This is a genomic window from Kitasatospora sp. NPDC051164 (genome assembly GCF_044455625.1).
Taxonomy (GTDB): Bacteria; Actinomycetota; Actinomycetes; order Streptomycetales; family Streptomycetaceae; genus Kitasatospora.
Genome location: NZ_JBITFB010000008.1, coordinates 156,296 through 179,539 on the forward strand (window position 1 = coordinate 156,296; position 23,244 = coordinate 179,539).

Annotated in this window: 25 protein-coding genes; 11 read left to right on the top strand and 14 right to left on the bottom strand. The window is 73.3% G+C overall.

Annotated elements, in window-relative coordinates; translation table 11 throughout:
- Positions 1-42 precede the first annotated feature (42 nt).
- The 3 genes from ACIBEC_RS14315 to ACIBEC_RS14325 form a co-directional block, all read right to left on the bottom strand.
- Entirely contained in the window at positions 43-366 is a 324-nt protein-coding gene (locus ACIBEC_RS14315; RefSeq protein WP_360499328.1) for a hypothetical protein, read from the bottom strand.
- Positions 363-875, bottom strand: coding sequence for a DUF6232 family protein (locus ACIBEC_RS14320; RefSeq protein WP_360499330.1), 513 nt, complete (start codon positions 873-875; stop codon positions 363-365). The genes ACIBEC_RS14315 and ACIBEC_RS14320 overlap by 4 nt, the downstream gene beginning before the upstream one ends.
- A 105-nt stretch (positions 876-980) precedes the next feature.
- Complete coding sequence (locus tag ACIBEC_RS14325; protein ID WP_360499332.1) at positions 981-1,370, bottom strand: RidA family protein; 390 nt, start codon at positions 1,368-1,370, stop codon at positions 981-983.
- 72 nt (positions 1,371-1,442) lie between these two features.
- On the opposite strand from ACIBEC_RS14325, the gene ACIBEC_RS14330 reads away from it, so the two are divergent.
- Positions 1,443-2,351, top strand: coding sequence for a LysR family transcriptional regulator (locus tag ACIBEC_RS14330; protein ID WP_360499334.1), 909 nt, complete (start codon positions 1,443-1,445; stop codon positions 2,349-2,351).
- Positions 2,352-2,354: 3 nt separating this feature from the next.
- Here ACIBEC_RS14330 and ACIBEC_RS14335 read toward each other — a convergent pair whose 3' ends face one another.
- Positions 2,355-3,254 (bottom strand): aminoglycoside phosphotransferase family protein, encoded by a 900-nt coding sequence (locus ACIBEC_RS14335; protein ID WP_360499336.1) that lies wholly within the window; start codon positions 3,252-3,254, stop codon positions 2,355-2,357.
- 74 nt (positions 3,255-3,328) lie between these two features.
- On the opposite strand from ACIBEC_RS14335, the gene ACIBEC_RS14340 reads away from it, so the two are divergent.
- Complete coding sequence (locus ACIBEC_RS14340) at positions 3,329-3,907, top strand: hypothetical protein (RefSeq protein WP_360499338.1); 579 nt, start codon at positions 3,329-3,331, stop codon at positions 3,905-3,907.
- On the opposite strand, the gene ACIBEC_RS14345 is transcribed toward ACIBEC_RS14340, so the two are convergent.
- The gene (locus ACIBEC_RS14345; RefSeq protein ID WP_360499340.1) at positions 3,894-4,286 is read right to left on the bottom strand and encodes a PPOX class F420-dependent oxidoreductase; all 393 of its coding nucleotides are present in this window, start codon (positions 4,284-4,286) and stop codon (positions 3,894-3,896) included. The genes ACIBEC_RS14340 and ACIBEC_RS14345 overlap by 14 nt on opposite strands.
- Before the next feature lie 168 nt (positions 4,287-4,454).
- On the opposite strand from ACIBEC_RS14345, the gene ACIBEC_RS14350 reads away from it, so the two are divergent.
- Complete coding sequence (locus ACIBEC_RS14350; RefSeq protein ID WP_360499342.1) at positions 4,455-6,956, top strand: Tex family protein; 2,502 nt, start codon at positions 4,455-4,457, stop codon at positions 6,954-6,956.
- A gap of 107 nt (positions 6,957-7,063) precedes the next feature.
- Here ACIBEC_RS14350 and ACIBEC_RS14355 read toward each other — a convergent pair whose 3' ends face one another.
- The 6 genes from ACIBEC_RS14355 to ACIBEC_RS14380 form a co-directional block, all read right to left on the bottom strand.
- Entirely contained in the window at positions 7,064-7,486 is a 423-nt protein-coding gene (locus ACIBEC_RS14355; RefSeq protein ID WP_360499344.1) for an SHOCT domain-containing protein, read from the bottom strand.
- 125 nt (positions 7,487-7,611) lie between these two features.
- Complete coding sequence (locus ACIBEC_RS14360) at positions 7,612-8,196, bottom strand: NUDIX hydrolase (RefSeq protein ID WP_360499346.1); 585 nt, start codon at positions 8,194-8,196, stop codon at positions 7,612-7,614.
- Entirely contained in the window at positions 8,193-9,353 is a 1,161-nt protein-coding gene (locus ACIBEC_RS14365) for a type III polyketide synthase (protein ID WP_360499348.1), read from the bottom strand. The genes ACIBEC_RS14360 and ACIBEC_RS14365 overlap by 4 nt, the downstream gene beginning before the upstream one ends.
- Positions 9,354-9,457: 104 nt before the next feature.
- A complete protein-coding gene (locus ACIBEC_RS14370; protein ID WP_360499350.1) occupies positions 9,458-10,663 on the bottom strand; it encodes a cytochrome P450 in 1,206 nt (401 codons plus the stop codon).
- 185 nt (positions 10,664-10,848) lie between these two features.
- On the bottom strand, positions 10,849-11,547 hold the full coding sequence (locus tag ACIBEC_RS14375) for a response regulator transcription factor (RefSeq protein WP_360499352.1): 699 nt from the start codon (positions 11,545-11,547) through the stop codon (positions 10,849-10,851).
- 59 nt (positions 11,548-11,606) lie between these two features.
- Positions 11,607-12,476 (bottom strand): histidine kinase, encoded by an 870-nt coding sequence (locus ACIBEC_RS14380; RefSeq protein WP_360499354.1) that lies wholly within the window; start codon positions 12,474-12,476, stop codon positions 11,607-11,609.
- Positions 12,477-12,594: 118 nt separating this feature from the next.
- On the opposite strand from ACIBEC_RS14380, the gene ACIBEC_RS14385 reads away from it, so the two are divergent.
- The 5 genes from ACIBEC_RS14385 (at position 12,595) to ACIBEC_RS14405 (ending at position 18,001) form a co-directional block, all read left to right on the top strand.
- The gene (locus ACIBEC_RS14385; RefSeq protein WP_360499356.1) at positions 12,595-13,320 is read left to right on the top strand and encodes an ABC transporter ATP-binding protein; all 726 of its coding nucleotides are present in this window, start codon (positions 12,595-12,597) and stop codon (positions 13,318-13,320) included.
- Positions 13,321-13,393: 73 nt separating this feature from the next.
- Positions 13,394-15,703 (top strand): FtsX-like permease family protein, encoded by a 2,310-nt coding sequence (locus ACIBEC_RS14390; protein ID WP_360499358.1) that lies wholly within the window; start codon positions 13,394-13,396, stop codon positions 15,701-15,703.
- Positions 15,704-15,829: 126 nt separating this feature from the next.
- Positions 15,830-16,354 carry a hypothetical protein gene (locus ACIBEC_RS14395; RefSeq protein WP_396287928.1) on the top strand — a complete coding sequence of 175 codons (525 nt, stop codon included), beginning with the start codon at positions 15,830-15,832 and terminating at the stop codon, positions 16,352-16,354.
- Positions 16,336-17,271 (top strand): hydroxymethylbilane synthase, encoded by a 936-nt coding sequence (gene hemC / locus ACIBEC_RS14400; protein ID WP_360499362.1) that lies wholly within the window; start codon positions 16,336-16,338, stop codon positions 17,269-17,271. The genes ACIBEC_RS14395 and hemC overlap by 19 nt, the downstream gene beginning before the upstream one ends.
- 193 nt (positions 17,272-17,464) lie before the next feature.
- The gene (locus ACIBEC_RS14405) at positions 17,465-18,001 is read left to right on the top strand and encodes a hypothetical protein (protein WP_360499363.1); all 537 of its coding nucleotides are present in this window, start codon (positions 17,465-17,467) and stop codon (positions 17,999-18,001) included.
- A gap of 33 nt (positions 18,002-18,034) precedes the next feature.
- Here the strand turns inward: ACIBEC_RS14405 and ACIBEC_RS14410 are convergent, their stop codons facing one another.
- Positions 18,035-18,616, bottom strand: a complete 582-nt coding sequence (locus tag ACIBEC_RS14410; RefSeq protein WP_360499365.1) for a helix-turn-helix domain-containing protein — start codon at positions 18,614-18,616, stop codon at positions 18,035-18,037.
- Between the two features lie 26 nt (positions 18,617-18,642).
- Here ACIBEC_RS14410 and def point away from each other — a divergent pair, with 26 nt between their 5' ends.
- Positions 18,643-19,290, top strand: a complete 648-nt coding sequence (gene def / locus ACIBEC_RS14415) for a peptide deformylase (protein WP_396287935.1) — start codon at positions 18,643-18,645, stop codon at positions 19,288-19,290.
- A gap of 9 nt (positions 19,291-19,299) precedes the next feature.
- Complete coding sequence (locus ACIBEC_RS14420) at positions 19,300-19,953, top strand: class I SAM-dependent methyltransferase (RefSeq protein ID WP_360499369.1); 654 nt, start codon at positions 19,300-19,302, stop codon at positions 19,951-19,953.
- A 235-nt stretch (positions 19,954-20,188) separates the two neighbouring features.
- Here ACIBEC_RS14420 and ACIBEC_RS14425 read toward each other — a convergent pair whose 3' ends face one another.
- Positions 20,189-20,863, bottom strand: coding sequence for a TetR/AcrR family transcriptional regulator (locus tag ACIBEC_RS14425; RefSeq protein WP_360499371.1), 675 nt, complete (start codon positions 20,861-20,863; stop codon positions 20,189-20,191).
- Positions 20,864-20,974: 111 nt separating this feature from the next.
- On the opposite strand from ACIBEC_RS14425, the gene ACIBEC_RS14430 reads away from it, so the two are divergent.
- Positions 20,975-21,718, top strand: coding sequence for an SDR family oxidoreductase (locus ACIBEC_RS14430; protein ID WP_360499373.1), 744 nt, complete (start codon positions 20,975-20,977; stop codon positions 21,716-21,718).
- 108 nt (positions 21,719-21,826) lie between these two features.
- On the opposite strand, the gene ACIBEC_RS14435 is transcribed toward ACIBEC_RS14430, so the two are convergent.
- Positions 21,827-23,230, bottom strand: coding sequence for an SDR family oxidoreductase (locus tag ACIBEC_RS14435; RefSeq protein ID WP_360499374.1), 1,404 nt, complete (start codon positions 23,228-23,230; stop codon positions 21,827-21,829).
- Positions 23,231-23,244: the final 14 nt, after the last annotated feature.

A 23,244-nucleotide genomic window follows, 5' to 3' on the forward strand; every position in this document is an offset into this window, starting at 1 on the left:
CGGGAAGGGATTTTACCCGGTCGCCGTGTCGGCGCGGCGCCGTCAGGAGTTGATCGACTCCAGGATCCGGCGGATCGACTCCACTACCGGGGCGCCCGCCGTCACCAGGGAGGCGACGCCGGAGATGTTCCGCAGCGCGCGGCGCAGGACGGACGGCGGCGTGGCGGTGCCGTCGCCGATGGCCTCCAGTGACTCGTCCAGCACCTCGCGGTCCTCCGCCGGGACCTGCCCGCGCAACGCGTGCACGGCGGCGACGAGTTCGCGCATCGCCGCCCGGGGGTCGGCCGGGGCCTGGTGCTTGACGATGCCGATGTTGTGGTCGCCGTGCTGGGTGACGGAGTCGCCGAAGTGGATGTCGCCGCTCATCGGCCGACCTGCTTCCCTATGTTGTGGTTGCCGTACTGGTTGATCCGGTCTCCGATGTGGACGTTCTCCACCTGGAGGGCGAACTCGGCCTGGGGGTTGTCGATCGCGTCCATGATCATCTGGATCAGGTCGCCGATCTGCCGCGGGTCGTGGCTCACCACCGCGGTGGTCGAGGAGTTGGAGGTCTCGATGACCAGCTTGTACAGCGCCCGCTGGCGCAGCCTGGTGACCAGACGGTAGACGATGAAGACCAGACCGACGAGCACCAGCAAGCCGGGGACGACCGCCGCCTGCGACTTCTCGAGGGAGTTCTGGACGAGCGCGCCGAGGGTGGCGGTGGCGAACACCAGCGCGAACAGCTGCCGGACGAACCGGATGATCGTTCGCGAGCGCTTGGGCGGCCACCAGACCAGCTGCCGCGCCCGGGCGATGTGCTGCAGCGGGTACGCGTCGCCACCGATCCACAGCACCCGCCGGCTCACGCTGACGTCGATCACGTTCCGTGCCAAGTCCGTTCCCCCTGCCCCTAGTGGCACAGGAACCATAGCAACCGACGCCGACATCGTGACGTGGAGTCAAGAGGGCGGCTCAGGAGTGAGAGTCAGGAGGGCGGGTCAGGACGCCGCCCGGCGGGCGGTGACTTCGATCTCGATCCGCATCCGGGGGTCGGCGAGCCCGCACACCTGCATCGTGGCGGCCGGGCGGACGTCGCCGAAGCAGCGGCGCAGGACCGGCCAGCAGGGCTCGAAGTCCGCGCGCTCGGGCAGCAGGTAGCGCACCCGGACCACGTCGGTGAAGCCGCAGCCCGCCTCGGCCAGCGCGGCCGCGATGTTGCGCAGGCACTGCTCGGCCTGCTCGACCACGCCCTCGGAGATGGTCATGGCCGTGTAGTCGAACCCGGTCGTCCCGGACACGTGGACCCAGTCGCCGTCCACCACGGCACGGGCGTAGCCGATCTGCTCCTCGAAGGTCGAACCGCTGAGGATCGCGCGTCGCTCTGTCATGCCGGGAACGCTAGGTGGGCTGCGGGGATACGTCCAACACTCCGAGCGGGATGATCTGATATCCCTGGAGGTATGGAGCGCCCCGAACTCCCCCTCCCACAGCTGCACGCCTTCGCCGTGCTCGCCGAGGAACTGCACTTCGGCCACGCCGCCGCCCGCCTCGGCATCGCCCAGCCGCCGCTGAGCCAGCAGATCCGGCGACTGGAGGAGAAGGTCGGCCACCCGCTGTTCCGGCGCGACCCCGGCGGCGTCGCCCTCACCCCGGCCGGCCGCGAACTCCTGCCCGCCGCACGGCGGGCGCTGACCGACCTCGCGGACGCGCTGGCCGCCGCCCGCGCCGTCGGCAGCGGCGAGGCCGGCCGGCTGCGGATCGGCTTCTCCGCCTCCCTCGCCCTGACCGTCCTGCCCGGCCTGCTGGACACCTTCCGGCAGCGCCGGCCCGCCGTGCACCTGGACGTGCGCGAGATGACCAGCGCGCCGCAGCTCGCCGCGCTGCACGACCGGAGCATCGACGTGGGGCTGCTGCGCGAACCGCCGACGGACGAGCCGGAGCTGCGCTTCCGGACGATCCTCACCGAGCCGTTCGTGGCCGTGCTGCCGGCGCACCATCCGCAGGCCCGCCGACGGACCGCCCGGCTCGCGGAGTTGGCGGACGAGCCGTTCGTGCTGCTGCCCCGGGAGGACGGGCCGCAGCTGTACGACCGGATCACCGGCCTGTGCGCCGGGGCGGGCTTCACCCCGCGGATCGGGCAGCACGCGGTGGAGTGGCAGACGGTGTGCGCGCTGGTCGGGGCCGGACTGGGCGTCTCGCTGGCCCCGGCGAGCATCCGGCGGATCCGCCTGCGGGGCGTCGCCTTCCGCCGCGTCGAGCCCGGCACCGCCCGCACCCGGGTCGCCGTCGCCTGGCGTGCCAACGACCCCAACCCCCTGGTGCGCCACCTGCTCGCGGCCGTCGACGAGGAGCAGCAGGCGGAGCCCTAGGCTCTAGACGCTGCGGTCGGCCAGCACCTCGCGGACGACGTGGCGGGCGTTGGCGGTCAGGGCCTGGTCGGTGTGCCGGTAGTACGGGATCGTCACCAGGGCGATCGAGAAGGCCCAGGCGCGGCCGCGGGCCCACATGGCGTCGTCGGCACGCAGGGCGGCGCGGAAGGCGGGGCGGGCGGCGGCGGGCAGCAGGTTCCAGGCGGCGATCAGGTCGGCGGTCGGGTCGCCGACGCCCATCAGGGCGAAGTCGATGACCGCGGCGAGCCGGCCGGTCCGGGAGACCAGCAGGTTGCCGGGGGTGAGGTCGCCGTGCATCCAGACCGGCGGTCCGGCGTAGTCGGGCAGGCGCAGGGCCTTGTCCCACAGGGCGGTTGCGGCCGCGGTGTCGATGGAGCCGGCGAGCTGGGCGATGGCCGCGCGGGTCGCGCCGTCCCGGGAGGCGAGCGGGACGCTGCGGTGGCCGGCCGGGGCGTCGGTCGGGTTGACGGTGCGCAGGGCGTTGACGAAGCCGGCCAGGTCGCGGGCGAGCGCGTCGGGCGCGGCGAGGACGCCGACCGCGGGGTTGACGCCGTCGATCCAGTGCAGCACCGACCACTCCCACGGGTAGCCCGCGGCGGGCCGGCCGATCGCGAGCGGGGCGGGGACCGGCCGCGGCAGCCGTGGTGCCAGCCGGGGCAGCCACTGGTGCTCCCGGCGGACGTCTCCGGCCGCCCACTCCACCCGGGGCAGCCGGACGGCGAGTTCGGGCCCGAGGCGGAACATCGCGTTGTCCGTCCCGGCGGAGCCGACCGGCGTGATGGGAAGGCGCTCCCACTGCGGGAACTGGGCGGAGATCAGGCGTCTCACCAGGGCCGCGTCGACCACCGGCTCGTTGGGGTGCATCCGGGTGGCAGCGCACATGCCCGGCAGCGTACAGCTCCGGTCGTTTTCGTTCAGGCGTATTCCCGAAGTGTGCGGACTTATAGGCTGACGGCATGGTGATCAGTCAGCAGACGCCGGGAGAACGCCGGGCCCTGCACGCGGCCCTGGCCGTGCTGGCGCTGCTCGTCCTGCTCGGTGCGGTCGGGCAATACAGCGAGCGCCCGGGCGGCCTGCTGGTGCTGCGCGACTGGTTCGACCGGCCGCTGCTGCTGTGCACCGTCGCGCTGCCGCTGCTGCTGGTGGTGCTGTACTGCGTCACCTGGTCGGCCTGGATCCGGGTGGTCCTGGGCGTCGGCGTGCTGCTGACGGCCGCGGCGACGGTGCCGCTGTGGATCTTCCTCGACGACCCGCGGTCCACCGCGACGCGGCCGGCACCCGACCGCTCCGACCGGCGGATCGTCCGGCAGGAGGAGCCCGGGATGCTCAGCACCGCCCAGTGGGTCTTCGTCGACCAGGGCACCGGCCTGACCACCCGCCGCTGGCAGGTCGCCTACGCGGGCTTCCGGTACGGCGACGGGGTCGACGCCGCCTGGGACGGCCCGGACCGGATCAGGCTGACCTACGGCAGCCGGACGGCGGTGATCGACCTCGCCGCCGACGGCCGGCCCGACGGCTCGCTCACACTGGAGTGACCCGCACCCCGACCGTGCCGCCCTTGCCGAAGCGCAGCACGTTCGCGGTCAGCGCGATCGCGCACAGCAGCCCGTACTTGCGCCGCAGCAGCTTGCGGTAGGCGGGCGCCCGGGCCGGGTCGAGCACGGCGGTGGCCGGGACCTGGGCGCCGAGCAGGTTGCCGCGGATGTCGCTCGGGCCGACCAGCACGTCGGAGCGGTTGCGCAGGCGCTTGACCTTGCCGGTCTTCGTCACGGTGGTGAAGACCAGCGCGTCGCCGTCCCGCGCGACCCAGACCGGGGTGGCGACCGGGGTGCCGTTCCTCCGGTAGGTGGTGAACAGCAGGTACTTGGCGGCGGCGAGCCGCTCCACCTCGGCGGCAGCGTCCAGAGTGTCCATGCCCGCCAGCCTAGGAAGCGGCAACTGGGCATCGCTTGAGCCTTCTTGGGGCCGCCGGCCGGGCACGCCACGCCCGGCCGCCCCGGGTACGGCCGGGCGTCGTCGTCGGCACCTGCCAGAATGCAGGGCGTAACGGCGAAAGCACTGAAGGAGAAGGTGACCGGCTTCGTGACCACGCCAGCCGAACAGGTGGCCCGCCAGGCCCAACAGGCGATCGAGCGCAAGATCGCCGAGGAACTGGGCGTCCGCGAGGGGCAGGTGAAGGCGGCCGTCGACTTGCTCGACGGCGGCTCGACCGTTCCCTTCGTGGCCCGCTACCGCAAGGAGGTCACCGGCTCCCTCGACGACGCCCAGCTGCGCAGCCTGGAGGAGCGGCTGCGCTACCTGCGCGAACTGGAGGAACGCCGGGCGGCCGTCCTGGAGTCGATCGAGTCCCAGGGCAAGCTGGACGACGCGCTGCGCGCCCGGGTGCTGGCCGCCGACTCCAAGGCCCGGCTGGAGGACATCTACCTGCCGTTCAAGCCGAAGCGGCGCACCAAGGCGCAGATCGCCCGCGAGGCGGGGCTGGAGCCGCTGGCCGACACCCTGCTCGCCGACCCCTCGCAGGACCCGACGGCGCTCGCCGGCGGGTACCTCAACGAGTCGGTGGCGGACGCCCCGGCGGCCCTGGAGGGGGCCCGGGCGATCCTGGTCGAGCGCTTCGGCGAGGACGCCGACCTGGTCGGCTCGCTGCGCGAGCGGATGTGGACCCGCGGCCGCGTGGTCGCCACGGTCCGCGCCGGCAAGGAGCAGGACGGCGCCAAGTTCGCCGACTACTTCGACTTCTCCGAGCCGTTCACCAAGCTCCCCTCGCACCGCATCCTGGCGATGCTGCGCGGCGAGAAGGAGGAGGTGCTCGACCTCGAACTCTCGCCCTACGACGGCGAGTCCGAGGGCGACCTGCCCGGCGAGAACGACTACGAGCAGCGGATCGCCGCCCGCTTCGGCATCGCCGACCGCGGCCGCCCGGCCGACAAGTGGCTCGGCGACACCGTCCGCTGGGCCTGGCGCACCCGGATCCTGGTGCGCCTCGGCATCGACCAGCGCGCCCGGCTGCGCGCCGAGGCCGAGGACGAGGCGGTGCGCGTCTTCGCCGCCAACCTGCGCGACCTGCTGCTCGCCGCCCCGGCCGGCACCCGCGCCACCATGGGCCTGGACCCGGGCTTCCGCACCGGTGTGAAGGTCGCCGTGGTGGACGCCACCGGCAAGGTCGTCGCGTACGACACGATCTACCCGCACCAGCCCGCCAACAAGTGGGACGCGGCCCTGCACACCCTGGCGGCGCTGGCGAAGAAGCACGACGTCGACCTGGTCGCGATCGGCAACGGCACCGCCTCCCGGGAGACCGACAAGCTCGCCGAGGACCTGATCAAGCGCCACCCCGAGCTGAACCTCACCAAGGCGATGGTCAGCGAGGCCGGCGCCTCGGTCTACTCGGCCTCCGCGTTCGCCTCGCAGGAGCTGCCGGAGCTGGACGTGTCGATCCGCGGCGCGGTCTCGATCGCCCGCCGTCTCCAGGACCCGCTGGCCGAACTGGTCAAGATCGACCCCAAGTCGATCGGCGTCGGCCAGTACCAGCACGACCTGAGCGAGGTGAAGCTCTCCCGCTCGCTGGACGCCGTGGTCGAGGACTGCGTCAACGCCGTCGGCGTGGACGTCAACACCGCCTCTGCGCCGCTCCTCACGCGGGTCTCCGGCATCACCGGCACGCTCGCCGACAACATCGTCGCCCACCGCGACGCCAACGGTCCGTTCCGCACCCGCAAGCAGCTCAAGGACGTCGCCCGGCTCGGCCCCAAGGCCTTCGAGCAGTGCGCGGGCTTCCTGCGCATCCCCGGCGGCGAGGACCCGCTGGACGCCTCCAGCGTGCACCCCGAGGCCTACCCGGTGGTGCGCCGCATCCTCGCCGCGACCGGCGGGGAACTGCGCGAGCTGATCGGCAATGGCGCCGCGCTGCGGGCGCTGAAGCCCGGCGACTTCGCGGACGACACCTTCGGCGTCCCGACCGTCACCGACATCCTCGGCGAACTGGACAAGCCCGGCCGCGACCCGCGCCCGGCCTTCCGCACCGCGGTCTTCAAGGAGGGCGTCGACAAGATCGGCGACCTGGAGGTCGGCATGGTGCTGGAGGGCGTGGTCACCAATGTCGCCGCCTTCGGCGCCTTCGTGGACGTGGGCGTCCACCAGGACGGGCTGGTGCACGTCTCGGCGCTGTCCAGGAACTTCGTCAAGGACCCGCGCGAGGTGGTCAAGCCCGGCGACATCGTGAAGGTCCGGGTGCTCACGGTGGACGTGCCGCGCAAGCGGATCGGGCTCACCCTGCGGCTGGACGACGAGGTCGGGCGCGAGCGCGGCGACCGGGGCGGCGACCGCGGTGACCGTGCGGACCGGGGCGAGCGGCAGGCCCGTCCGCCGCGCCAGGAGCGGCGCGGCAGCGGGCAGGGCGGCCAGGGTAACCAGGGTGGTCAGGGCGGACGCGGTGGCCAGGACCGGCGCGGCGGCGGCCAGGGCGGTCAGGGTGGCGGCGGCGCGGCACCGGCCAACAGTGCCATGGCGGACGCGCTGCGCCGGGCCGGCCTGACCGGTGGCGGCGCCGGCGGCGCGGGCGACCGGCGCTCCGGGCGGCGCTGAACCGGCGCTGACCGGCTGGGTGAACGAAGTCGGGGCCGGTGGACGTTCGCGCGTCCACCGGCCCCGCCGTCGTGCCGGTCGCAGTGCCCGTCGTAGTGCGGTGCCGGTCAGACCAGGAGTTTGTCCTTGGCCTTCTGGTACTCCTCGTCGGAGATGGCGCCCTTCTCCTTGAGGGCCGCGAGTTTCGCCAGGTCGTCGACGTGGCTGCCGCCGCCGGCGGTCGGCTCCGTCCCGGCCGCGTCCCGGATGTAGGACTTGAACGCGGCTTCGGACCGTTGTGCCTGCTCGATGTCGCGTGTGCTCATCGATTGCCCGCGTGCGATCAGGTACGCGAGGATGCCGATCAGCGGCAGGAAGATCACCAGGACCAGCCAGCCGGCCTTGCCCCAGCCGCTGAGGTCGTGGCTGCGGAAGATGTCCGTGATGATCTTGAACAGCAGGAAGAACCAGAGGATCCAGAGGAACAGCTCCAGCATCGTCCAGAAGATGTTGAGCACCGGGTAGTCCACGGCCAGCGATGTGGTGTCCATGGATGAGTCATATCACCACAAAACAGACATCGTCGCCCGATGCTCCGCCGTTCCAGTGGTCTTCCCCGACCGCGGGAATACCTCGGCCGGTCGACGGCCTCGGCCCGGACAGGGCCGGCTCGGCCTCAGCCCCGTCCGGCCCGGCCCCGCAGTTCGACCGCCAGGCCGATCAGCTCGCCCCACCAGGCGTCGTGCCCGCTCAGCAGCAGCCGCTGCGCCTCGGCGACGGGGACCGTACGGACCTCGACCACCTGCTCGCCGTCCGCCGGGTTGGTCGGCGAGGACTCCAGCACGACCTCGCCCCAGCCCCACAGCCAGGCCTTCTCCGGGTGTGGCTGCCACGGCCGGTACGGCACCGGATCGTCGGTGCGGCAGCGGTGCGCGCCCAGCCAGCCCGGCTCGCCGAGCAGCCGGGCGCCCGCCTCCTCGCGCAGTTCGCGCTCCAGGCAGGAGGCGACGCTCTCGTCCTGCTCGCGGGTGCCGCCGGGCAGGAACCAGTGGTCCCGGTCGTCCCGGCAGAGCACCACCTCGCCGTCCGCGAAACCGACCAGGTGGATGTTGGTGACCAGTGAGTCCGGCGGCATCTCGATGGAGAACTGCGCGTCGTACCGCCCCCAGCTCCAGTGCTGCGGCGCGTGCAACGCCGGGAAGCGGGCGGCGAGTTCGGCGGCTCTGGCGGAGGTGTCGGTGCGGTCCGTGGTATCGGTCATTCGGTGATCGTAGTGCCGGTCGGGAAACGGCGGGGAGCGGTCGGATGGACGAGGGCGATGTCGGACGTGGAGATGGCGCGGGGCCGGCGCGGGCGCAGCGTGTCGGTCGGTGCGCCGACCCAACTCCCCAGCGAGATCTCGGCGGTGATGCCCGGTCCGAAGCCGGCGATCAGTCCGGTGGTGCCCTCGGAGACGCCGCCGTCGTCGAACAGCCGGGCGAGGGCGTCGAAGACGACGGCGCTGGCGATGTTGCCGCGCTCGGTGAGCGTCGCGCGGCTGTAGCGGAAGGTGGCCGGCTCCAGGTTGAGGAAGCGGCACAGGTCGTCCAGGATGCGTGGGCCGCCGGCGTGCACGATGTAGAAGCCGAGCCCGGAGACGTCCCAGCCGTGCTCGCCGGCCAGGCCGCGCAGTGCGGGCGCGAGCATCTCCATCGTGCCGGGTACCCGCCGGTCCAGCTGGAAGTGGAAGCCGGTGTCCCTCACCCCGTACGAGATCCAGTCCTCGGTGCCCGGGACGAGGTGCGAGCCGTTGCGCTCGATCTGCACGCCGCGCCCGCCGTGCCCGCGCATCACCACGGCGGCCACCGCGTCCCCGAACAGGCCGTTGGAGAGTAGCGAGCCCACGCCGAGGTCGGTCGGCTGGTAGCAGAGCGAGCAGAACTCGCAGGCGACGATGAGCACGTTGGCGCCCGGGTAGGCGCGGCAGAAGTCGTGCGCGCGGTTGACGGCGGCGCCGCCGGCCGCGCAGCCGAGCTGGGCGATGGGCACCTGGCGGGTGTCGGAGCGGAAGCCCATGGTGTTGATCAGCCATGCGGTCATCGACGGCATCATGAAGCCGGTGCAGGACACGTAGACCATCAGGTCGATGTCCCGGGCGGTCAACTCGGCGTACTCGAGGGCGCGTTCGATCGCCTCGGGGACGCGGCGCTTGGCCTCGCGCTCGTACACCTCGTTGCGGACGGTGAAGCCCGGGTGGGTGAGGGTCCGCTCGATCGGCTGGACCAGGTGCCGGGTCCGCACCCCGGTGTTCTCGATCAGCCGCAGGGCCAGGCCGAGTTCGGGGTGGCCGGCGTGCAGGGTGCGGGCCAGGGCGAGGGTCTCGTCGAGGGTGATGACGTGCTCGGGTACGGCGATGGCGGGGCGGCAGAGTGTTGCCATGGGCGTGGGTCTCCCCTGGGGGCCTGCGGGCAGGCCGGTGGATGCCTGGAACGGTACGGGCGCGGCGGCGGTGGCGGGCGCGGCGGTGGCGGGCGGGGGAGCTGCTACCAGGCCACCGGCAGGGTGCGCGGGAACCGCCAGATCGAGCCGGAGTCCCAGTCGAGGTCGGCGGGTTCGGCGGCCAGCCGCAGGTCGGGGAAGCGCCGCAGCAGGGTGCCGATGGCGACCTGCAGCTCCATCCGGGCGAGGTGCGAGCCGAGGCAGTGGTGCTGGCCGTAGCCGAAGGCCATGTGGGTGGGCTCGCCGCGGTCGAGGTCCAGCTCGTCGGGGCGCTCGTAGACCGCCGGGTCTCGGTTGGCGGTCAGGTAGGAGACGTGCACCGCCTCGCCGGCCCGGATCAGCACCCCGCCCAGCTCGACGTCCTCGGTGGCGACCCGGGCGATGCCGACGCCCTGGCGGAACGGGATGAAGCGCAGCAGCTCCTCCAGGGCGCGCGGCAGCAGGTCGGGCTGGGCGCGGAGCTTGGCGAGCTGCTCGGGGTGGGTGAGCAGGGTGTAGGTGATGTTGCCGAGCTGGTAGGTGCTGGTGTCGTGGCCGGTGACCAGCAGGACCATCGCCATGACGGTCAGTTCGTCGGCGTCGAGCAGTTCGTCGCCGTCGCGGGCGGTGGCGAGGGCGCTGATCAGGTCCTCGCCGGGGTCGGCGCGGCGGGCGGCGGTCAGCTCGCTGAAGTAGCCGCGCAGGGCGGCCTTGGCGGCTTCCTGGCCGTCCCGGCTGGCCGGGCCCATCCGCATCATCGCGACGGCGTGGCCGCGGAGTTCGGCGCGGTCGGCTTCGGGGATGTCCAGCAGGTCGCAGATGGTGGTGAGCGGGAGCCGGCCGGCCAGGAAGTGCATCAGGTCGGCGGGGGAGCCGTGCTCCGCCATCTCGTCGTAGTAGCCGTCGACGGTCCGCTGGGTGGCGGGGCGCATCCGCTCGACCTGGCGGTTGGTGAAGCCCTGGGCGACCAGTCGGCGGAGCCGGTTGTGGGCGGGCGGGTCCATCAGGTTGATCGCCTCGGACTGGGCGATCGGGGCGGGCGTCATCCGGGGAAGGTCGCGGCCGATGCCCGCGGCGCGGCTGAAGCGGCGGTCGGTGGTGACCACCCGGACGTCCTCGTAGCGGGTGGCCAGCCAGGCCTCGCCCTCGCCGTGCGGCAGCCGGATCCGGGCGATCGGGGCCTCGGTGAGCAGCCGCTTGAGGAGGGGGTCGAACTCCAGGCCGTCGGTGTGGTGGAAGGGGCAGTCCCACACGAGGGGAGTGGTGGTCACGGGCCTGTCCAATGGTCTTCGTCATGCCGGGTGATGCCGCCCGCGGTGGATCTTCCGTTCGGGCGCGGACATGCAGATGTTGCCCCATGAACTGGCAAAACGGGGGATTCGACGTGGAGTTAGCTCTAATGAGTGAGATGAATGATTGTCATGTGAACTGCCTTATTTGTGAGGCGAGTTGATGGTCAGCCGCCGCCCCGTGCGACCAGCCCGGTCTCGTAGGCGAGGACCACCGCCTGCGCCCGGTCGCGCAGGTTCAGCTTGGCGAAGATCCGGGCCACGTGCGTCTTCACCGTCGACTCGCTGAGGGTGAGTTCGCGCGCCAACTCGGTGTTGGAGAGCCCGCGTCCGAGCAGGGCGAGCACCTCCGCCTCGCGCGGGGTGAGCGGGGCGAGGTCGCGGTGCAGCGGCGGGCCGTCGGCACCGGGAGCCGCACGCGGGGCGCCGGCCGCGAAGCGCTCGACCAGCCGTCGGGTGATCGAGGGTGCGAGCAGGGCGTCCCCGGTGTCCACCAGCCGTACGGCGGCGGCGAGGTGGGCGGAGGTGACGTCCTTGAGTAGGAAGCCGCTGGCCCCGGCGGACAGGGCGGCGTAGACGTAGTGGTCGAGGTCGAAGGTGGTCAGCATGATCACCCGGCAGTCCGGTACCCGGGCGAGGATGCGCCGGGCGGCCTCCAGGCCGTCCATGCCGGGCATCCGGATGTCCAGCAGGGCGACGTCCGGCCGGTGCAGGACGGCGGCGGCCACCGCCCCGGCGCCGTCGCCGGCCTCGGCGACCACGTCGATGCCGCGCGCGGTCAGGATCATCCGGAAGCCGGTGCGGACCAGCTCCTGGTCGTCGGCGATCACCACCCGGGGGCGGCGCTCCTGGTGCTCTTCCTCCACGGTGCCCTCCGTCGTCTGCTCCGTCGTCTGCCCGGTCGCCCGCGCTGTCGCCCGCTCCGTCACGGCCGGTCCAGCGGGATGCGGGCGCGGACCCGGTAGCCGCCGCCGAGCCGGCGCCGGGCGTCCAGGTCCCCGCCGTACACGGCGACGCGCTCGCGCAGGCCGATCAGCCCGCGCCCGGCGCCGTCGGCCGGCCGCGGTGCCGGGGCGGGCGCGCCGGGGCCGGCCGGGGCACCGGACAGCACGCTCGGCCCGCTGTTCAGCACCTCGACCCGCAGGAAGTGGTCCGCGTAGCGCACCGTCACCTCCGCCGTCACCCCGTCCCCGTGCTTGAGCGCGTTGGTCAGCGCTTCCTGGACGATCCGGTACGCCGTCACGTCGATGCCGGCGGGCAGCGGCCGGGGCTCGCCGGAGATCCGGACCTCGACCGGCAGCCCGGCGAAGGCGAACCGGTCGATCAGCGGGCTCAGCCGGCCCAGGCTCGGCTGCGGCGCGAGGTCCTCCCCGTCCGCCTCCTCGCTGCCGTCCGCGGCGGGGGCGAGCAGGCCGAGCAGGTGCCGCAGTTCGGTCATCGCGTCCCGCCCGGCGGCCTCGACGGCGCCCATCGCCGCCGCCGCCTCCTCGGGCATGGTGGCCAGCACCTCGCGCGCCGCCCCGGCCTGCACCACCATCAGACTCACGTTGTGGCTGACGATGTCGTGCAACTCGGCGGCGATCCGCGCCCGTTCGGCGTCCACGGCGGTACGGGCGGCGCTCTCGCGCTCCCGTTCCAGCAGCCAGCCGCGCTCGCCGATGGCCGCCCGGTGCAGCCGCCGCGCCCGGGCCAGCGCCACGGCCAGCCAGCCCGCGCCCACGCCCGCCGTCCCCGCCACCGCGAGGGCGGCCCATTCCAACCCCGTTCCCCACACGGCGCCAGCTTCCCAGGTCACGGCATGATCCACATCATCCGGGAGTGCCGGGCCCGTACATCCCCGGTACTACGGCCGCCCGCGGTTACACCTCGGGTGGGACGTACCGGCGGGGCGCCCGCGCCTACCGTCGTCCACCATGAGCAACGACCACGACGGGACCTCCCGGCCGGACGACGCGCAGGTCGTCGTCGAGCTGTCCGGGGTCCACAAGGAGTTCGGCGACGCCAGGGCCCTCGACGGCGTCGACCTGCGGATCCGGGCGGGCGAGGCGGTCGCCGTGATGGGCCCCTCGGGGTGCGGCAAGTCCACCCTGCTGAACATGGTGGCCGGCCTGGACCGGCCCACCTCCGGCACCGTCCGGGTCCAGGGACAGGACCTCGGGCAACTGAACGAGACCGGCCTGGCCCTCTTCCGCCGCCGACACGTCGGCATGATCTTCCAGTTCTTCAACCTGATCGACGACCTCCCGGCCCTCGACAACGTCGCCCTCGCCGCCCAGCTGACCGGCACCACCGCCCGCCAGGCCCGCCGCCGCGCCCTGGAACTGCTGGACGAACTCGGCGTCGCCCACCGCAAGGACGTCTACCCGGCCGCGCTCAGCGGCGGCGAGCGCCAGCGGGTCGCGGTGGCCCGGGCCCTGATGAACCGTCCGGCCCTGCTGCTGGCCGACGAGCCGACCGGCGCGCTGGACAGCCGCTCCGGCGAGCAGGTGATGGACCTGCTGATCGACCTCAACCAGATCGGCCAGACCCTGCTGATCGTCACCCACGACCCCAACCTGGCCACCCGCTGCGCCAGCCGGCTGGTCGAGGTCGCGGACGGCAAGGTGGCGCGCGAGCGGATGCTGGAGGCGTCGTCGTGAGCGAGCGAAGCGAGGGAACCATCAAGAGGTGCGTGTTGCGCAAAGCGCCCGCCGAGCGCAGCGAGGTGGGCGCATGAGCGGGGCTGTCTGGCGGGCGTCGCGGGCGGCGGTGAAGCGCCGCCGGGTGCAGACCATCGTGATCGGCCTGGTCGTCTTCTGCTCCACCGCGACCGTGCTGCTCGCCCTCGCGGTGATCAGCGCCGCCCGGGCCCCGTTCGACGCCGCCTTCGAGGCCGAGCACGGCGCCCACGTCAGCGCCGTCTTCGACCCGGCCAAGGCCTCGGCGGACCAACTGGCCGCCACCGCCCACCGGCCGGGCGTCGAGGCCGCCGCCGGGCCCTTCGACGAGGCCGTGGTGACCATCCCCACCGACTGGGTCGGCCACCCGCCGGGCCCGCTGACCCTGGTCGGCCGGCCCGACCCGGCGGCCGCGCCGGTGGACCGCGCGGAACTGCTGTCCGGCCGCTGGGCCACCGCACCCGGGGAGATGGTCATGGCCACGGCCGGGGGCTCCGCAGAGGGACACATCGGCACGTCGATCACCACCGGCACCGGGCTCAAGCTCACCATCGTGGGCTCCGCATCCACGATGAGCCGGTCCGCCGGCGGCTGGGTCACCCCCCAGCAGGCGGCCGCCCTGCACCCCACCGGCCGGCAGATGCTCTACCGCTTCACCGACGCGGGCACCGAACAGCAGCTCACCACCTCGCTCGCCAACGCCACCGAGGGCCTGCCCGGGGACGCCGTCGCCAGCGGGCAGTCCTACCTGGTGCTCAAGCAGGCCTTCTCGGCGGGTGCCGACGCCTACCTGCCGCTGATGACGGTCTTCGGCGTGCTCGGCCTGATCGTCGCCGCGCTGATCATCGGCAACGTGGTCAGCGGTGCGGTGATCTCCGGCTACCGGCACATCGGGGTGCTGAAGTCGATCGGCTTCACCCCGCGCCAGGTGGTCACGGTCTACCTGACCATGGTCTCGGTGCCCGCCGTCGTCGGCACCGTCCTCGGTACGGTGGCCGGCTGGGCGGCCGCGTACCCGATCCTGCTGACCGCGTTCAGCGGGATCGAGACCGGCACCGCCGTGATCGAACCGGCCGGCTGGCTGCCGGTCGCGACCCTGCTCGGTGTCCCGATGCTGGTCGCGCTCGCCGCCTTCGTCCCCGCCTCGCGGGCCCGCCGGCTCTCCGCCGCCCAGGCCATCTCGGCCGGCAGCGCGCCGCGCGGCGGGCGCGGCCTCAAGGTCCAGCGTTGGCTGAGCGGCACCCGGCTGCCGCGCGCCGTCAGCCTCGGCCTCGGCCAGCCCTTCGCCCGCCCGGCCCGCACCGCGCTGACCATGGCGGCGATCGTCCTCGGCGTGGTCACCGTGACCGTGACCACCGGGGTGACCGGCACCCTGGCCAAGTCCATGACCGCGTCCGACACGTACACCCACATCAACGTGCAGACCGGTGCCTTCTCGGACACCAAGGTCGCGCCCCGGCTGACCCAGGAGCAGACCGAGGCGATGCTGCACGCCACCCCCGGCGCCGACCGGGTCTCCGTCCGCGGCCTCCTCCGGGTCGCAGTCGTGGGCCAGCCGCAGCTGGTCTTCGCCAACTTCTACGGCGGCGACGCCATGGTCGACCACCGGCGGCTCGACGTGGTCGAGGGCCGCCCGGCGACCGGGCTGGGCGAGGCCGAGGTCGGACCGGCCTTCCTCGACCAGCACGGGCTCAAGCTCGGCGACAAGGTCACCCTGCTGCTGGACGGCCGGCAGACCACCGTCACCATCGTCGGCGAGGAGGCCCAGGGCAACGCCAACGCGCTCACCTCCAACGCCGCCACCGCAGCTCTGCTCACCTCCGACCTGCACGTGGTCGAGTACGACGTACGGCTCGCCCCCGGCACCGACGCCAGGGCCTACCGGGACGCGGTCTCGGCGGCCGACCCGAGCCTGTCGACCTCGGTGGTCACCGCGGGCACGGAAGGGTCGATCGTCGCGATCCAGTCCTTCACCACGATCTTCACCGTCCTGCTGTCGGTGGTCGCCGCGCTCGGCGTCTTCAACACCCTGCTGCTCACCATCCGCGAGCGCCGCCGCGACCTCGGCATGCTCAAGTCGATCGGGATGACGCCCCGGCAGGTCGTCGCCATGACCATCACCTCGGTGGCCTGGCAGGGCGTGGCCAGCGGGATCATCGGCATCCCGGTCGGGATCCTGGTGCACCGGGTGATCGTCGAGAACGTCCGGATCATCCACTTCACGGACTCGATGATCGACGTCTGGGGCGCCCCGCTGCTGGCCGCCCTCGCCCTCGCGGGAATCGCGATCGCCGTCCTCGGCGCGCTCGTCCCGGCCCGCTCGGCGGCCCGGCTGCCGATCGCGGAGGTGCTGCACAACGAGTGAGGTGCTGCACAAGGAGTGAGGTGCTGCACAACGATTGAGGTTCTGCGGGAGCGGACGGCCGGGCGAGGAACCGCCCGGCCGTCCGTCGCATCCCAACTCCCGTGGACACCCGGGGAGATGAGGCAAGTGCCCGTCAGCCGTAACGGATTCGGCCTGACGGCGACCACCGCGCTGGTCGTCGCCGGACGCAAGGGCGAGCGGCGCGTCCCGGTCCAGTACGCCCGGCACATGATCGGGGTGCGGCCGGGTGGCGAGGCGAGCCATCTGCCGCTGGTGCTCAGCCACCGCGGGTTCATCCCGGCGGTGACCGCCGCCCTGCTGCTCGCCCCCGTCCCGCTGCCCCGACTGCCCTACCTCGCACTGCTGTTCGTGCTCGCCGCCGTCGGCGCCTGGCTGGCCGTGCGGGCCGGGCGGTCGGTCCTGGCCGGCACCGACGTGATGCTGCGCTCGGGGGCGTTCGTCCCCGGCATCCGGCCGGGCCGGCCGACCGTGGACTTCCTGGCCTACCTGCGCGCACGGCTCGCCGTCGCCGAGGTGCTCGGCACCGGTCCAGCGGGCGGCGGTGCCGCGCCGTGTCGCCGAGTCCGCGAGGCACCCCCGGTCGTGACCGTATGGGCGCCTATCATCGCGCCATGGCCACCGCTGAGCTGATCCGCATCGTCTCCCGCTCCTCGCCCATGGCACTCGCCCAGGTCGACCGGGTCCGCGCCGAACTCGCCGCGCTGCACCCGGACCTGCGCACCGAGGTGGTGCCGGTCACCACCTCGGGCGACCGCTGGACCGGGGACCTCGCCGCCCTGGGCGGCAAGGGCGCTTTCACCAAGGAGGTCGACGCCGCGCTGCTCGCCGGGGAAGCCGACGTCGCCGTGCACTGCCTCAAGGACGTGCCCGCCGACCGCCCGCTGCCCGCCGGCACCGTCTTCGCCGCTTACCTGCGCCGGGACGACATCCGCGACGCCCTCGTCCACCCCGGCGGCCTAACCCTGGCCGAACTCCCGCCCGGCACCCGGATCGGCACCTCCTCCGTCCGCCGCACCGCCCAACTCGCCGCCGCCCACCCGCACCTGGAATGCGTACCGATCCGCGGCAACGCCAACAGCCGGCTCGCCAAGCTCGAGGCCGGCACCGTCGACGCCCTGCTGCTCGCCGTCTCCGGCCTGGAGCGGATCGGCGAGCAGGCACGGATCACCGAGGTCCTCGGCGTCGAGGCGATGTGCCCGCCGATCGGCGCCGGGACCCTCGTCCTGCAGTGCCGCGAGGACGACACCGCGACCATCGACGCCGTCACCACGCTCGGCCACCACGACACCTGGCGCGAGGCGGCGGCCGAGCGGATGTTCCTGCACGTGCTGCAGGGCCACTGCAACAGCCCGATCGCCGGCTACGCCAAGGCCGAGCCGGACGGCCGGCTCTCCCTGCGCGGCCGGGTCTTCACCCCGGACGGCAAGCGGGTGCTGGACGCCCACGAGTGGGCGGGCGTGCTCAGCCCGGAGGACCTGGGGACCTCGGTGGCCCTGGCACTCAAGCGGCAGGGGGCGCAGGAGCTGATCACCTCGATCGCGCACTGAATCGCGCACTGGATCGCGTACTGGATCGCCTGCTGACTCGAGCACGGCGCGCGGCCGTGCTCCCGTTCCGCGGCTGCTTCGTTCCAGTGGGTGTGATCGTCAGAGCGCGGTGGCGGTAGCGCCGGCAGCCCGGCCGAGGCAACACCTTTCCCGTCGCGAGAACCGAGCAGACGCGTGGGGCGTCCGTTGAGGCGTGATCAGTGCGGTGATCGGCGGGATGCCGATGTTCTGGCCCGGGCTGCTGCTCTCGCTGGCGCCCGCGGCCCTGCTGAACCGGCCGGTGGGGCGGCTGTTGCGAGCCCACTGGGCGGTGGGCTTCGTGCTGCTGCTCGGGCTCGGCGGGGTGGTCGTGGCGACGCTGCTGCCGGAGGCGTTCCGGCTCTCCGAGGACGCCGTCCGGCACTGCACCGTCGAGGGCGGGCGGCCGCGCTCGCCGTACGAGCTGCTGCACGTCCGGCACATCGAGCTCAAGCTGGCGACCTACGCCCCGGTCGGCTTCGCGGCCGCGCTGGCGGGGACCCGGCGGCGGGCGACGACGGCGCTGTTCGGCGCGGCGGCGCTGCCGTTCGCGGTGTCGGCGTTGCACTACGCGCTGCCGGTGATCGGGCGGACCTGCGATGTGCAGGACGTCTGGGACGGGGTGCAGGGGGTTGCCCTGGGCGCTGTGGCGGGGTTGCTGGTCGGGCCGGTGGTACGGGCGGTGGCCCGGCAGTCCTGGCGCCAGGCCTGAGCGTCGGTCACCGGTGCGCGGGTAGCTCCTCGGTCACCGTTCCTCGGGCAGCCCGTCGGGAAGCTCGTCGAGGAGCGGGAAGAGGCGGGTGACGGCGGCGACCGGGCGGGCGTCGGCGGGGCGGGCGGCCGGGTCGGCCTCGCGACGCCGGTAGCGGGCGAGGACCTGGCGGACGGCCTCGCCGACGGCCGAAAGTTCCTCGGGGGTCAGGTAGACGACGGCGCTGAAGGCCTCGTCGTGCTGCCAGTCGGCGGGGGCCTCGGCGCGCCGGGCGAGCCAGCGCCGGTAGCTCTCGTCCTCCAGGCCGCGGGCCAACGCGCCGAACTGGTCTTCCGTCCGGTCTTCCACCCGGCCTTGCACCTGGTCGTCCGGGACGGGCTGCTGCTCCTGCGGCAGGCGCCACGGCCGGGCCCGCCCGTCGGTGGCCGGGGCCTCCTCGATCAGCCCGTGGCGGGCCAGCTGCCGCAGGTGGAAGGAGCACAGGCCGGAGCTGTAGCCGAGCCGGGCGGCCGCCTCGGTGGAGGTGAGGGTGCCGCGTTCCGCGAGCAGCTCGAGCAGCGCGGTGCGGACGGCGTGCTCGGGGAGGGCGCCGGTTCTGATGAGGTCTTCGGTCACTTTGCAAAGTCTGCTACTTTGCAAAGCTGACAGCAAGCCGTTGCCACCCCGAAGGAGCACCCGTGTCCGAGCTGCGCGAACGCCCGACCGTTCTGCGGATCACCGAAGTGGGGGAGGAGATCCTGCGCCGCACCTGCCGCCCGGCGACCGAGGACGACTTCGGCAGTGAGCGCCTGGCCCGGCTGATCGACTCCATGTTCGCCACCATGTACGTCGCCGACGGCTGCGGCCTCGCCGCCAACCAGGTGGATGTGGACCTGCGCCTGTTCGTCTACGACTGCCCCGACGACGACGGCGTCCGGCACGTCGGCCACGTGCTCAACCCGGTGGTGGACGAGCAGGAACCAGGCCGCCGCCTGATCGAGGACGCCGAGGGCTGCCTGTCCGTGCCGGGGGCGGACACCCGGCTCGCGCGGCCGGCCCACGCGGTCGTGCGCGGCGTCGACCAGCACGGCAATCCCGTCACCATCGAGGGCACGGGATACTTCGCCCGCTGCCTCCAGCACGAGACCGACCACCTGAACGGCCACCTGTACCTCGACCGGCTCTCCGCCCGGGACCGGAAGCGGATGATGAAGCAGACCGCCGACCGGCGCGAGAAGGTGTTCGCCGAGCGGGCCGCCAGGGCCGCCCAGGCCGCCCAGGCCACCGAGGCCGCCGAGGCCGGGCGTTAGGGCGACGCGGTGACCGACCCCGCCCACCTCGCCGCCCACCTCGCCGCCGTCCGGGAGTCGTACGACACCGTTGCCGCCGACTACGTCCGCCTGGTCGTCCCGCCGGAGGGCATGGACCCGGTGTCCAGGGCGATGCTCGCCGCCTTCGCCGAACTGGTCCGGGCTTCGGGCGGCGGCGAGGTCGCGGACCTCGGGTGCGGCCCGGGGCGGGTGACGGCATACCTGTACGGTCTGGGGCTGTCGGCCTTCGGCGTGGACGTCTCGGGCGAGATGGTCGCGCTCGCCCGCCGCGCGTACCCCGAACTCCGGTTCCGCCAGGGCACGATGACCGCCCTCGACCTCCCCGACGGCGCCCTCGGCGGCATCCTCGCCTGGTACTCCGTCCACCACACCCCGCCCGAGCTGCTGCCCGCACTGTTCGCCGAGTTCCACCGCGCCCTCGCGCCCGGCGGCCACCTCCTCCTCGGCGGCCACATCGGCGACGCCCGACTGCACCCGGCGACGGGCTACGGCCACCCGGTCTCGTACACCTCCCACCTCGTCCCGGCCGACCGCCTGGTCGACTTGCTGGCCGGGGCCGGCTTCACCGTCACCACCCGGCTGGAGCAGCCCTGCCCGGGCCACCCGGAGCGCGGGTACGTCAGCCTGCTGGCGCACGGGTAGTCGGCTCCGTCAGGGGGCTCCTGCCGCCAGCCGTTATGCTCCGGGGCCATCGCGCGGGAAGTCGGCGTGGCCGACTTCCCGCGCGCGTGCATCGCTGGGCCGGATGACTATGTAGACCGACCGTCATATCCGTGCGCAAGTGTCGCGCGAGAAGTCGACCGGGCCGACTTCCTGGGCGTGTAGCTGCCCCTGGTGTGCGGGCGGGGGCTGGTGGTTCCGAAGGCCGAGGGCGCGATCAGTCGCCTGCGTTCCCGGTGACCAGGGAATCGGCGAGCCGCTCCGCCGTGGCCGGGTCCAGTGGTCCGTGGCCGAGCAGGAAGCGGTACCAGAACACCCCGTAGACCTGGTCCACGATCAGCTCCAGGTCGGCGTTCCCGGCCAGTTCGCCGCGCTCGCGTCCCCGGGAGAGGAGTTCGCGCAGGGCGGTGCGGCGGGTGGCGGTGAAGGTCTGCATGAGCTCGGCGAGGTGGGGGTCGCGGGCGGCCTCGCGGGCGAGGGTGCGCAGGGCGGAGGCGGTGGTGCTGCGCTGGGCGGCGTCGAAGGTGGTGGCGACGAAGGCGCGCAGGTCGGTGCGAAGGGTGCCGGTGTCGGGGCCGTGGACGTCCTGGTCGGCGCGGTCGGTGAGGGCGTCGAGCAGGACGGCGCCCTTGGAGGGCCACCACCGGTAGACGGTCTGCTTGCCGACGCCGGCCGTACGCGCGATGGCGTCGATGGTGACGGGGGTGCCGTCGGAGTCGGCGAGCAGGTGGAGGGCGGCGTCGAGGATCGCCCGGTGGGCGGCCTCGTTGCGGCGGCGTCCGGTGTGCGGGCGCGTGGACGGGCCCCGCTCGGCCTGCTCGGTCGCCCGGTCGGCCTGCTCCGGCCGGTCAGGCTGCTCCGCGCGATCCGCTCGGGGTTCGGTCTCGCTCATGGTCTCCCTCTCTTCCTGCCCCGGTTTCTTGCCCCCGCTTGACAAGACTAGCAGTCTCGACAACCATCATTACCGGAACAGACGGTCTCGACAAGTTGAAAGGCCCCCACCATGAGCACTGCGTCAAACCTCTTCGCCGGACAGCACCTCGTCGTGATGGGCGGCAGCTCGGGCATCGGCGAGGCGGCCGCCACCGCCTTCGCGGCGGACGGCGCCGAGGTCGTGGTCACCGGCCGTGACCGCGAGCGGCTGGACGCCGCCGTCGCCCGGATCGGGGGCAAGACCACCGGCCGTCAGCTGGACGCGGCCGACCCCGCCGCCGTCGCCGCCTTCTTCGCCGAGGAGGGCACCGTGGACCACCTGGTCGTCGCGGTCAGCGGCGCGGCCGGCAGCGGCCCGTTCGCCCAGCTCGATCTGGCCGACCTTGCCACCGGCTTCGACGCCAAGTTCTGGCCGCAGGTCCGCGTCCTGCAGGCGGCGCTGCCGCACCTGCGCAAGGACGGCTCGGTCACCCTGATCACCGCCGCCTCCGCCCGCGCCGCCATCCCCGGCACCGCAGGCCTGGCCGCGATCAACGGCGCGCTGGAGGCGATGGTCCCGCCGCTGGCCGTCGAGCTCGCCCCGCTGCGGGTCAACGCGGTCTCGCCCGGCGTCATCGACACCCCGTGGTGGGACCGTGTCCCGGCCGAGCAGCGCACCGCGCTCTTCGAGGGCCTCGCCGCCACCACCCCGGTCGGCCGGGTGGGTCGCGCCGAGGACGTCGCCCGGGCGATCCACATGCTGGCGGCCAACACCTTCGTGACGGGCGTGGTGTTCGACTGCACCGGTGGGGCCAACCTGCCCACCGGCCGCTGAGCCGGCGGCGGCCCGCTCCGGGGCGGCTTCCCGGGGCGGGCCGTTGTCACGGGTCCCACAGGTCTCACAGCTCCCTGGGGTGGCTGCTACGACAGGTGAGCCGTCACCTCACCACTCCGCCACCCGGTAGTCCTTGAGGAACACGCCCGACACCGGGTGCCCGGCCTCGCCCCGGACGATCGGGTCGTACACCCGGGCCGCGCCGTCCACGATGTCCAGTGGGGTGCGGAAGCCGTGGGCGGCGATCCGGGCCTTCTTGGGCGCCGGGTTCTCGTCGGTGATCCAGCCGGTGTCGACGGCGCACATGTGCACGCCCCGGGTGGCGAGTTCGGCGGCGCTGGTGCGGGTGAGCATGTTGAGCGCGGCCTTGGCCATGTTGGTGTGCGGGTGCCGGGCGGTCTTGTTACGGACGGCGAACCGGCCCTCCACGGCCGTGACGTTGACGATGTAGCGGGCGGGCTGCGGGGAGGCGAGCAGCAGGGGCAGCAGCCGGTCGCAGAGCAGCGCCGGGGCCAGGGCGTTGACCAGCTGGGTCTCCAGGATCTCCGCCGGGTCGAGCGAACCGAGCGTGGCGGACCAGGAGTTGGCGGCGGCGAGGTCGGGCAGCAGACCGGCCTCGTCCGTCAGGTCGAGCAGGGATCCCATGCCCGAGGGGAGTCGGGGCGTCCCGGCGAGCGACCGGAACCCGGGGGCGTGGCCGACGGCCCGGCGGTCGGCGGCGGGCAGGGCGTCCTGCTCGCCGGCGGCCAGCAGTGCGTACGACTCGGGCGGGCGGCGCAGCGTCTGGGCGGCGTTGTTGACGAGGATGTCGAGTGGGCGTCCGTCGGCGCGCAACTGCTCGGTCAGGCCGAGGACTTGGCGCGGGTCGCGGAGGTCGATGCCGACCACGGTGAGGCGCTCCCACCAGCGCTCGCTGCCCTCGGCGGCGCGGAAGCGGCGGACGGTGTCCTGGGGGAAGCGGCTGGTGACGATGAGCTCGGCGCCGTCGCGCAGCATCATCAGGGCGAGCTGGAAGCCGATCTTCACCCGCCCGCCGGTGAGCAGCGCGCGGCGCCCGCGCAGGTCGGTGGCGAGGGCCCGGCGGGCGGTGTTGTCGGCCGAGCAGTCCGGGCAGAGCATGTGGTAGAAGCCGTCGACCTGGCGGTAGGCCTGTTTGCAGACATAGCACTTGCGCGGTATCCGCAGCTCGCCGACGGGCCCGCCGCCGGGTGCGAGCGGCGCGTCCTCGCGGCGGTGCCGGCCGCCGGTCGCGGTGGCGGCGAGCAGTGCGGTGTCGGCGTCCCGGAGGGCCTGCCGCGACTCCTGGCGGCGGCGCTTGCGGCTCTCCATCACGAAGGAGCTGAGCTGCCGCTCGGCGTGCAGCCGGGTGCGGTCGTGGGAGGGGAGTGCGCGGAGGCGGCCGAGGGTGCGGCTGAACGCGGCGAGTTCCTCGGTGGTGAGACCGCCGGCGCAGGCGGCGTCGCTCGTCGGATGGATGGTGATCAGCTGGTTGTGGTCGTCCCGGACCGTCATGTCCGCTCCCTCGT

Excerpts from the sequence above, each read along its gene's own strand:
- ACIBEC_RS14345 (WP_360499340.1), bottom strand. The coding sequence starts at position 4,286 with ATGGACACTCTGGACGCTGCCGCCGAGGTGGAGCGGCTCGCCGCCGCC.
- ACIBEC_RS14315 (WP_360499328.1), bottom strand. The coding sequence starts at position 366 with ATGAGCGGCGACATCCACTTCGGCGACTCCGTCACCCAGCACGGCGAC.
- ACIBEC_RS14430 (WP_360499373.1), top strand. The coding sequence starts at position 20,975 with ATGAGCACTGCGTCAAACCTCTTCGCCGGACAGCACCTCGTCGTGATG.
- ACIBEC_RS14335 (WP_360499336.1), bottom strand. The coding sequence starts at position 3,254 with ATGTGCGCTGCCACCCGGATGCACCCCAACGAGCCGGTGGTCGACGCG.
- ACIBEC_RS14325 (WP_360499332.1), bottom strand. The coding sequence starts at position 1,370 with ATGACAGAGCGACGCGCGATCCTCAGCGGTTCGACCTTCGAGGAGCAG.
- ACIBEC_RS14355 (WP_360499344.1), bottom strand. The coding sequence starts at position 7,486 with ATGGACACCACATCGCTGGCCGTGGACTACCCGGTGCTCAACATCTTC.
- ACIBEC_RS14360 (WP_360499346.1), bottom strand. The coding sequence starts at position 8,196 with ATGACCGATACCACGGACCGCACCGACACCTCCGCCAGAGCCGCCGAA.
- ACIBEC_RS14435 (WP_360499374.1), bottom strand. The coding sequence starts at position 23,230 with ATGACGGTCCGGGACGACCACAACCAGCTGATCACCATCCATCCGACG.
- ACIBEC_RS14340 (WP_360499338.1), top strand. The coding sequence starts at position 3,329 with ATGGTGATCAGTCAGCAGACGCCGGGAGAACGCCGGGCCCTGCACGCG.
- ACIBEC_RS14365 (WP_360499348.1), bottom strand. The coding sequence starts at position 9,353 with ATGGCAACACTCTGCCGCCCCGCCATCGCCGTACCCGAGCACGTCATC.
- ACIBEC_RS14385 (WP_360499356.1), top strand. The coding sequence starts at position 12,595 with ATGAGCAACGACCACGACGGGACCTCCCGGCCGGACGACGCGCAGGTC.
- ACIBEC_RS14330 (WP_360499334.1), top strand. The coding sequence starts at position 1,443 with ATGGAGCGCCCCGAACTCCCCCTCCCACAGCTGCACGCCTTCGCCGTG.
- ACIBEC_RS14425 (WP_360499371.1), bottom strand. The coding sequence starts at position 20,863 with ATGAGCGAGACCGAACCCCGAGCGGATCGCGCGGAGCAGCCTGACCGG.
- ACIBEC_RS14390 (WP_360499358.1), top strand. The coding sequence starts at position 13,394 with ATGAGCGGGGCTGTCTGGCGGGCGTCGCGGGCGGCGGTGAAGCGCCGC.
- hemC (WP_360499362.1), top strand. The coding sequence starts at position 16,336 with ATGGCCACCGCTGAGCTGATCCGCATCGTCTCCCGCTCCTCGCCCATG.